Here is a 9,265-nt window from a genome sequence, read left to right as displayed (position 1 = left end):
TCATATTGGATGTCTAAGTTAAATGCAGTGAAGTCTTCTACTTCAAATGCTTTTGAAACCTCTTCTACTACATCCTCCGTATTCATTTCTTTCGTTAAATTTAAGTCTTGAAAGATAGGATCAAGTGTTTCTGCTGCTCCTTCACCTTCTGCGTTTACTGCTGTGTGCATATTTTTATAAACTGCTGAAGATGAGTCCAATTTATACTCTACAATGACCGCATCTTCGTTGTCTGGAGTATCGATAATCATAGTGAATTCCTGGAAGCCATAGTCTGTTTCCGGATTAGTAACAACTTGTGCAGAATCATCAGCTGGGTTTGGCTCAACTACATCGGATTTCATTACATTTTCATCAATCTCATCGTTGTTATCATTGCAAGCTCCTAATAAGAATGTAGTCGAAAGAATGGATGTAATTATTAACGTTCTTTTTTTATTTCTCATCATGTTGCTCCTTCCTTGATGTTCTCGTACTTACTCTTTTAATATCCAAATATAATATACATTAAACAAATATTTTCCTAAAAGTGGGATATTTCTACTTTTAGAAGCTAGGACAGGCGCCTTTATATTATTACAGGTGCCAGGCACCTGTAATAAATAATATAAAGACATCCTGTAATAATAACTAAACTTGTCGCAATGATGTGTAATATTGGTTTAATGGGGAGCATATAGGGTATGGAGAATGATGAAAGGGTAGGGTGATTTTTGTGACGAGTTATAAGGAAATTACGAGTGTTGATGAATGGAAAGATATATTAAAGCTTTCTGATGCCCAGAAGATTTTGGTTTTAAAACACAGTACTACTTGCCCAATTAGTGCGAGGGCTTTTCGAGAATTTGAATCATTTGACACGCCAATAGAGAAGTATTTAGTTAAGGTGAGGGAGAGCAGACCGGTTTCAAATGAAATGGAGAGTGATTTGGGCGTTAAGCATGAGTCACCACAGGTCTTTTTAGTCGGAGACGGGAAAGCTGTTTGGAATGCATCTCATCATCAAATCAATCGAACTGAACTAGCAATCGCCACGAAATCTTCTTAAAAGGTGTGTAAATAAATGAATGAAATTTTAACTGTGAGTGAGTATCTTGTAAAAAATGCAGAAACAATTGGAGAAGAGCTAACCAAACGTGTTGTTGCGGAAGCACAAAGCATGGATAAAAATATAAATATTGAACCATATATAACAACGAAAAAAAGAAATCAAGAACTTATATCAATCTTAGGTGCAGCACTTAATAAACCTAAAAATATCGCCGAAGAGGAATTGGCTCATTGGATCAATGAAGTACGAAGTGATGAAATCGCTAATTTTTCAAGCTTTTCTGCCCATATCGCGACCACTGTTAAAAGTAGAACCATTTTTTTAGAATATCTCAATGAAATTTGTTTATCATTGAATATTTCCTCTGAAAGCATTGTGAGTATCAACAGTCAAATTAGTTACTTGTTTGATGTGTGGATGGTTAATAAAATGCATGTCTATGAGGACCATAGGGAACAAATGATCCTAGAGCATCAAAGAGCAATCAACGATTTGAGCGCTCCAATCGTACCAATTCAGCATGGAGTAGCAATTCTGCCACTTGTTGGGTCTATAGATTACATTAGAGTTCAGCATTTGTTGACCTATGTATTGCCTACCATTCCTGACATGGACATTGATTTTTTAATCATTGATTTTTCAGGGATTCTAACAATTGATGAGGAAATCGCTCAGCACATTTTCACCATTCATAATGTATTAGAGCTGCTTGGTATTCATGTGTTGTTCACCGGCATCCGACCTAATCTTTCCATGGTAATTGTAAAGGCAGGAATTGATTTTAGTTCCTTCCAAACCTTTGGTAGTGTAAAACAAGCGATCGAAAGTATAAATGATAAGTAAGCCGTAATATAACTTGAGCTTCTTTTATAGAGCTGTGGTGGCATAGAGCTACTACAGTTTTTATTTATGCAAAAAATAGGATTGTAGAAAAAAATACGAAGGGATTTCTCAAATAAAATAGCGCATAGCGAGCGAAATTGAATCTTCGCGAGCTTAATGATGATTAGAATAGCTATTTTTTCTTTTATTAATAAAAGTGCAAGTGAAATTTAGTGAATCAAAGGACCTAAAAATAGGGAGTATATAGGATATTTGATTTGCATGTGTCAGGCTGTATATTCCGCTTTTGATAAATTCTTTAGTTTAGAAGAATCGTAGGACGGGTAGATGGAGGTTGGGAACATTTATAAAACAAAGGAGGACATGGAATGTTTGATGAATTATATTGGAGGAACACCCTTCACTTTTTACCAGAGCTTTTATTAGCATTATTGGTCTTATTAATCGGTTTTTTTGTAGCTAAGCTACTAGAAAATGCTACGTTTAAGCTTTTAAGGAAGTACCGTGTCAATGAAAGACTTGGAAATATTAAGGGTGAGTGGTCGGTAGAGAAAATTCTAAGTAAGGTAGTTTTCTTTATTGTATTGATCTTTGCATTTATCCTGTTCTTTTCTATTTTAAATATGGGTAATTTAGTATCTCCATTTGTCTCTATGTATTCAGGGATTACAGGTGGTGTGCTAAACATTTTGAAAGCTGGTCTCATCTTACTGTTTGCATGGGTTCTAGCTACGCTTGTTAAAAAAGTTATTAAGATGACTGGAAATAGATTTAGTCTTAATAAATACATTATGAAAACTGGAGGAGATCCTTCTAAGGTCGATCAAGTAAAATGGACAGATACTGTTGCAAATATCGCATATTATTTAATCTTCCTTTTGTTCATTCCAGCAGTACTAAACGCACTTGGCATTGATGGATTAAGTGGACCTTTAGAAGGTATGCTTGCTAGCTTCTTCAATTTCATACCTAAGTTAGTGTCAGCAGCAATCGTGTTTGCAATCGGCTGGTTTGTAGCTAAGCTTGTCCGTACATTAGTAGAGAAGTTTCTACGGGCTGCAGGAGCAGATAAGCTTGCAGATAAAATGAAGCTTTCTAGTTTCATCGAAGGTACGAGCCTTTCTAAGATTGTAGGAATCGTTGTATTTGTATTAATCATTATTCCAGTTTCCATTACTGCTTTGGAAATTTTAGATTTACAAGGTATTTCACAGCCAGCAATTGCAATGTTAAATAATATTTTAGCCATGCTGCCTAAGATTTTCGTAGCAATTGTACTAGTGCTTGTAGGTATTGTTGTTGCTAAGTGGGTCAAAGACGTAGTTGTTACTTTACTTCAAAACCTTGGCATCAACTCGATATTTGGTAAAATGGGCTTCGCTTCAACTGGAGGATCCGCTCCTTCCTTTGCAGCAATAATTGGTACTATCGTACAAGTATTTATTATTTTATTGTTTGTAGTGGAAGCTCTACAAGTGTTAGAACTAGAGTTTATGGTTACTCTTGGAACAGCAATATTTGCTTATTTACCTCATGTCATTGCGGCAGTTGTTATATTGGCCGTAGGATTCTGGTTAGCAAGTTTAGTAGAGAAATTAGTAGGAAGCGTTATGAAGCATTCCTCTGGTACTCCACATTTCCTACGTTACGTTGCTAAGTACGCTATCTTAGCCTTTGCATTTTTCATGGCATTAAGTCAGTTAGGTATTGCAGCAGCAATTATTAACTCTGCATTTATTTTAATACTAGGCGGAGTAGCTTTGGCGTTCGGTCTAGCGTTTGGTTTAGGAGGACGTGAGCACGCAGCTCGTTATTTAAGTAAAATGGAAAAAAGCATTGAGGATGCAGACGTTTCAAAGGAAAGATATAAAGCGGAAGCTAAGGGAATGAAAGAATCATTCAAAGAAAATTTCCGTGATCCTTCAGAAGTAGAAAAAAGTTTAAGAAGAGGAAAAGGGCCACATATCGACGAGGTTAAACCAGTTGGAGACTTCGAACCACAAAATGGTATAGATACTCCTACAGAAAACCCAATGGATGCAGCTCATGAGGAGGATTCACCGAGCACTGGATATAACATTCCATCAACAGATGATTTACATCCATATGATGACCTTTCCTCAAATGACGACAATAACAGAAATAAATAATGCACACAGACACCCTAGCATGCAATTTGCTGGGGTGTTTTTGCGTTACTTACTAAGGGGAAGGGATAACAGATTTGATTGCAGAATTATTGCAGGTGCCAGGCACCCGCAATAATTCTGCAATATTCCTGCAATCATTCGCTTTGCTCTAGATTATTTTTATAATTTAAACGGCGTTCAATTTTTAGTTTTATTTTGTTTGTTTGGATTGTATAATTGTTAATAGTAATAATTTTCTGAATTAATTAAGGGGGGATGAAGGTGAATGCTGCGTTTTTGACAGAGGAGCATGAGCTGTTTCGGAAGTCTTTAAGGAGAATGCTTGATAAGGAGGCATATCCTTTTTATGAGGAGTGGGAGGCGAAGCGCGAGATTCCTCGTTCGTTTTGGCTGAAGATGGGGGAGAATGGCTTTTTGTGTCCATGGGTTGATGAGTCTTATGGAGGTTTAGGGTTAGATTTCTCGTATTCTATGGTTCTAACGGAGGAGTTGGAGCGTGTTGGTCAAGGGTTGGCAAGTGGTATGTGTCTTCACTCGGATATTGTAAGCCCTTACATTGCGGAGCTTGGGACAGAGGAACAAAAGCAAAGGTGGCTGCCACGTTGCGTTACTGGGGAGTTAATCAATGCTATTGGTATGACGGAACCGGGTGCAGGATCGGATTTGGCGGGTATTAAAACGACAGCTCGTCGTGATGGTGACCATTATATTTTAAATGGAGAAAAGACGTTTATAACGAATGGGACGATTGCAGATTTTGCAATTATCGTTTGTAAGACGGACCCTTCCGCACAGCCCGCTCATAGAGGCATCAGCTTGCTTGTCGTGGAAAAAGGCATGGAAGGATTCAAGCGTGGGAAGAAGCTCGATAAAATCGGTATTCATAGCGGTGATACTGGTGAGTTGATATTTGAGGACGTTCGAGTCCCAGTGGATAATTTACTAGGGGAAGAAGGTAAGGGGTTTTATTATTTAATGCAAAACCTTCAGCAGGAACGACTAATTGTAGCTATTCAATGTCAGGTGGAAGCTGAGGAAATGCTTCGAATCACACTAGATTACATAAAGAATAGAAAAGCATTTGGTCAGTCTATCAGTAAGTTTCAAAATACCCAGTTTAAAATTGCTGAAATGGCAACGGAAATTGATATAGGGAGAACTTATATTAACTCATTAACTGCGCGTCACATTGCCGGAGAGGATTTAGTGAAGGAAGTGGCGATGGCCAAATGGTGGATTAGTGAAATGGCGAAGCGAGTGGCTGCGGAATGCTTACATTTGCATGGGGGCTATGGGTATATGGAAGAGTACGAGATTGCTAGAAGATATCGGGACATTCCCGTAGCAAGTATTTACGCAGGTACCACTGAGATTATGAAGACGATTATTGCTAAAAAGCTAGATTTGTAAATGCACAAGGAGGTAATCCTTTTGGCAATCTCACCTAACAAAATTACGAAAAAAAAAGAGGAAATTATTCTTTCTGCAGTGAAGATCATGAATGAAAAGGGACATCAGCGAGCGACGATGGAAGAAATCGCAGCTGAACTTCAAATGACGAAGGGGTCACTCTACTATTATTTTAAAAATAAGGAGGACTTGATCTTCCGATGTCATGAGCTTGTGTTGGAGCAGGCAATTGACGAGCTTCGCGAGGCTTTTCATTCCAACGTTTCAAATGAAGTAAGGCTTCGGCAAATGATTGCTATTCATGTGAAATATGCAGTAAAGGAAAAGGAATCCTTTAACATGATCATTAAGCCAGATGAAACATTTTCAATGGACCACCTTCATCCCATCTTAAAGAAAAGAAATGAGTACGAGGGCTGGTTCGACCGGGTAATTCTTGCTGGTATAGAATGTGGAGAATTCAATATTAATGAACCTAAAATTGTACGCATGATGCTATTGGGTGCTCTAAATTGGATTCAGCAATGGTATAAGAAGGCTGGAGATAAATCTCTAGTAGAATTGCAACAAATTTATAGTGATTATTTATTGAAGGTAATGAAGTGAGCTTAATCAATTAAAAAGGGGATTGGTTATTATGTTAATTACTGAACAATTGGCAGCACACGTAAAAGAGCGACCTAATCACATTATTACGCAATTCAATGGAAGAGAGATTACTTATTCCGCATTTTATGAAAAAGCAAAGCGACTTGCAGGCTTTTTTCAAGCAAAGGGCTATAAACAAGAGGACGTTATCGCCCTATATTTAAATAACTCGGATTACTTTTTAATCTGTTATTATGCGTGCCAGCTAGGCGGTTTTACAGTTATGCCCGTTAATACAAAGCTTGCTGCACCTGAGATTGAATATATATTCAAGCATTCGGAGGCGAAGGCACTCGTTTATGATGTTCGATTGGAACCTGTATTGCATGAAATACCGGAGACATTTGAAGGATTTTTACACACCATACAGGTTGGTGGGGATAATACACTAGAGGCTATATTTGCAGATTCAAGCTTAGTAATGAATGAAGTCGCTATAAATGAACAACAGACAAGTGTAATTTTTTATACGTCAGGTACAACTGGGAAGCCAAAAGGAGTCATGCTTTCTGCTCAAAATGTATATGCGACCGCACAAATATGGGGAGAAGCAATGGATCTGAATGAAAGAGATCGAATGCAGATTGTTGCACCGCTATTTCATTGCGCAGCGAGTCATGTGTTTAGTATTCCAGTAATTTATGCAGGAGGGACAATTGTCATAGAGGAGGCATTTTCTCCGGAGCAGGCGTTGACTACAATGGAGCAAGAGAAAATTACTATATTTTTTGGAGTACCTGCGATGTACAGTATTTTATTGAACACGTCAAAGATTAAACAAATAGAGCTTCCAAGTTTGAGGCTATTGACTTATGGTGCTGCTCCAATGCCTTATGAGCTCGTTCGAAAGGTGAAATCTTTATTCCCAAATGTAAAGGTTCAAAATCTCTATGGGCAAACAGAGAATTCTCCTGCAGCAACAACCTTAAAGGACCATTATGCACTGGATAAGGTCGGGTCTGTAGGAGAACCACTACCGAAGACAGAAGTTCAAGTGGTTGATGAATTTGGAGATCCGTTACCACATGGCCAGGTAGGAGAAATTGTCGTGAAGGGTCCTCAGGTGATGAAGGGGTATTTAAAGAACGAGGAGGAAACGAATCGGGCAATCCAAAATGGTTGGTTATATAGCGGGGATTTAGGTAGGTTTGATGAGGATGGCCTGCTTTATATTGTCGATCGAAAGAAGGATATGATTATCCGAGGCGGAGAGAATGTTTATCCCGTGGAGGTGGAAGAAGTTCTCTATCAAGTTCCCGAGCTGCTAGAGGCGGCAGTTGTTGGAGTCCCTCACACAGTGTATGGGGAAGTGCCTAAGGCGTTTGTTGTTTTAAAAGATATGAATGAGATAACGGAGGAAGAAATATTGGCATTTTGTTCTAAACGCTTGGCAAAATTTAAAATGCCAGTAGAGGTCGACTTTATGGAAAGCCTTCCTAGAAATGCGAGCGGAAAGGTTTTAAAGAATTCTCTTCGAAACAGTTAGGAGGAACAGTGGATGAAAACAGTATATTTAATTGATGGAGCAAGGACAGCATTTACGAGCTTTGGGGGATCCTTTGCTCAAGTTAAAGCAGATGACTTAGGTGCAGCAACAGCAAGAGAAGCAATGAAACGATCGGAAGTCGGGCCGGATCAAATCGATCATGTTATATATGGAAACGTCATTCATTCTAGTACGAACGCAGCTTTCCTTTCACGCCATATCGGATTGAAGGCAGGTATACCAGTAGAGGTTCCAGCGATGAATGTGAATCGCTTATGTGGCTCAGGCTGTCAATCAATTGTATCGGGTGCTCAAATGATCCTGTTAGGCGAAGCGAATATTGTTCTCGCAGGTGGTGCTGAAAATATGTCGATGTCTCCCTATGCAAATTTCACTGCTAGATTTGGTACTAGTAAGATGGGGACTATGAAGTATGAGGATATGGTGCTTAGTACTTTGACGGATGAGTATATAGGAAGTGGCATGGGGATGACTGCTGAGAAGCTAGCAGAGCAATATAGCTCACCTCGAGAAGAACAAGACGAGTTTGCCTTACTTAGCCAAAAACGAGCAGCTCATGCACAGGAATCGGGCAGATTTGCAGAGGAAATAGTAGCTGTAGAGGTTCCTTCTAGGAAGGGAACTGTAATGGTGGATCAGGATGAGCATATTAAGGGGAAAGTTACTCAGGAAAAGCTGGCATCCCTTAAGCCTTCCTTTTTGAAAGATGGAACCGTGACGGCGGGTAATGCTAGTGGTATTAATGATGGAGCGGCCTCGGTTATTATAGCAAGCGGTGAGGCCGTGGAGAAGCATGAGCTTAAGCCATTAGCTAAGATTATCTCGTGGGGGATAGCTGGAGTTGATCCATCCATTATGGGGATTGGCCCAGTACCGGCAATTAAACAAGCACTTGCTCGTGCAGAAATGACGTTAGAGGAAATAGATTTAATAGAAGTAAATGAAGCCTTTGCCTCTCAGTATTTAGCAGTAGAAAAAGAGTTAGGATTAGATAGAGACAAAACGAATGTCAATGGAGGAGCAATTGCACTAGGTCACCCAGTAGGGGCAAGTGGGACTAGGGTCTTCCTTTCTTTAGCATATGAGCTTAAGAGAAGAGGATTAAAATATGGAGTCGCAAGTCTTTGTATCGGTGGTGGCCAGGGAATAGCCGTCATTATAGAGAATGTAAATTAATTTAGTATAGGACTTTTACTTTTTTAAGTAGAAGTCTTTTTTAGAGCTATTTAATTGGATTATTAGAGGTAGATGTTTTACATATGTTTTATTGATGGATAGTGTTCGTCTATTATGTAACCTAATTTAAGTAGTTATTTATACTCGGGAGCAATCAATTTTACTTTTAAACCATAATTTACATGTTTCTCTAGATAACTAATGGAATAGGAAGTATAATGTTATTATTAGATAATATTCTGATAATTGAAGCTAGATATGTGTCAAAAAGAATAAAGAGGGAATAAGGATTACAAAGAACATCTAAGAGTTTTTAGGAGGTTATCATGATGAAAATTGGTGTATTAGGTGCAGGTACCATGGGAAATGGCATTGCACAAGTAATGGCTTCAGCGGGACATGAGGTCACGCTTTGTGATATTGATAACGAAATACTAAGAACAGCTGCATCTACAATCGATGCTAATTTATGGAGGCTTT

Annotated in this window: 9 protein-coding genes; 8 read left to right on the top strand and 1 reads right to left on the bottom strand. The window is 38.7% G+C overall.

The features are described 5' to 3' along the window. On the bottom strand, window positions 1-449 hold a 449-nt coding region (locus AC06OU_RS14190), incomplete at its 3' end, for a YusW family protein (protein ID WP_475856640.1). 266 nt (window positions 450-715) lie between these two features. Here AC06OU_RS14190 and ytxJ point away from each other — a divergent pair. The 8 genes from ytxJ to AC06OU_RS14150 form a co-directional block, all read left to right on the top strand. Further along, the gene (gene ytxJ / locus AC06OU_RS14185; protein WP_475856638.1) at window positions 716-1,048 is read left to right on the top strand and encodes a bacillithiol system redox-active protein YtxJ; all 333 of its coding nucleotides are present in this window, start codon (window positions 716-718) and stop codon (window positions 1,046-1,048) included. Between the two features lie 15 nt (window positions 1,049-1,063). Beyond that, complete coding sequence (locus AC06OU_RS14180) at window positions 1,064-1,894, top strand: STAS domain-containing protein (protein WP_475856637.1); 831 nt, start codon at window positions 1,064-1,066, stop codon at window positions 1,892-1,894. Between the two features lie 368 nt (window positions 1,895-2,262). Next, complete coding sequence (locus tag AC06OU_RS14175; RefSeq protein WP_475856636.1) at window positions 2,263-4,044, top strand: mechanosensitive ion channel; 1,782 nt, start codon at window positions 2,263-2,265, stop codon at window positions 4,042-4,044. 261 nt (window positions 4,045-4,305) lie between these two features. After that, window positions 4,306-5,454: an acyl-CoA dehydrogenase family protein gene (locus AC06OU_RS14170; protein WP_475856634.1), complete on the top strand. Its 1,149-nt coding sequence runs from the start codon at window positions 4,306-4,308 to the stop codon at window positions 5,452-5,454. Window positions 5,455-5,475: 21 nt separating this feature from the next. Beyond that, on the top strand, window positions 5,476-6,060 hold the full coding sequence (locus AC06OU_RS14165; RefSeq protein ID WP_475856632.1) for a TetR/AcrR family transcriptional regulator: 585 nt from the start codon (window positions 5,476-5,478) through the stop codon (window positions 6,058-6,060). A gap of 31 nt (window positions 6,061-6,091) precedes the next feature. Beyond that, on the top strand, window positions 6,092-7,588 hold the full coding sequence (locus AC06OU_RS14160; protein ID WP_475856630.1) for a class I adenylate-forming enzyme family protein: 1,497 nt from the start codon (window positions 6,092-6,094) through the stop codon (window positions 7,586-7,588). 12 nt (window positions 7,589-7,600) lie between these two features. Beyond that, window positions 7,601-8,785 carry an acetyl-CoA C-acetyltransferase gene (locus AC06OU_RS14155; protein ID WP_475856628.1) on the top strand — a complete coding sequence of 395 codons (1,185 nt, stop codon included), beginning with the start codon at window positions 7,601-7,603 and terminating at the stop codon, window positions 8,783-8,785. Between the two features lie 326 nt (window positions 8,786-9,111). Next, window positions 9,112-9,265: 3-hydroxyacyl-CoA dehydrogenase NAD-binding domain-containing protein (locus tag AC06OU_RS14150; protein WP_475856642.1), on the top strand; the 154-nt coding region annotated here is incomplete at its 3' end.

Source organism: Psychrobacillus sp., from assembly GCF_056205495.1.
This window is presented reverse-complemented; position numbering and strand designations above follow the sequence as displayed.

Bases quoted from the DNA above. Each gene is read 5' to 3' on its own strand.
- AC06OU_RS14155 (WP_475856628.1), top strand. From the start codon at position 7,601: ATGAAAACAGTATATTTAATTGATGGAGCAAGGACAGCATTTACGAGC.
- AC06OU_RS14175 (WP_475856636.1), top strand. From the start codon at position 2,263: ATGTTTGATGAATTATATTGGAGGAACACCCTTCACTTTTTACCAGAG.
- AC06OU_RS14180 (WP_475856637.1), top strand. From the start codon at position 1,064: ATGAATGAAATTTTAACTGTGAGTGAGTATCTTGTAAAAAATGCAGAA.
- AC06OU_RS14160 (WP_475856630.1), top strand. From the start codon at position 6,092: ATGTTAATTACTGAACAATTGGCAGCACACGTAAAAGAGCGACCTAAT.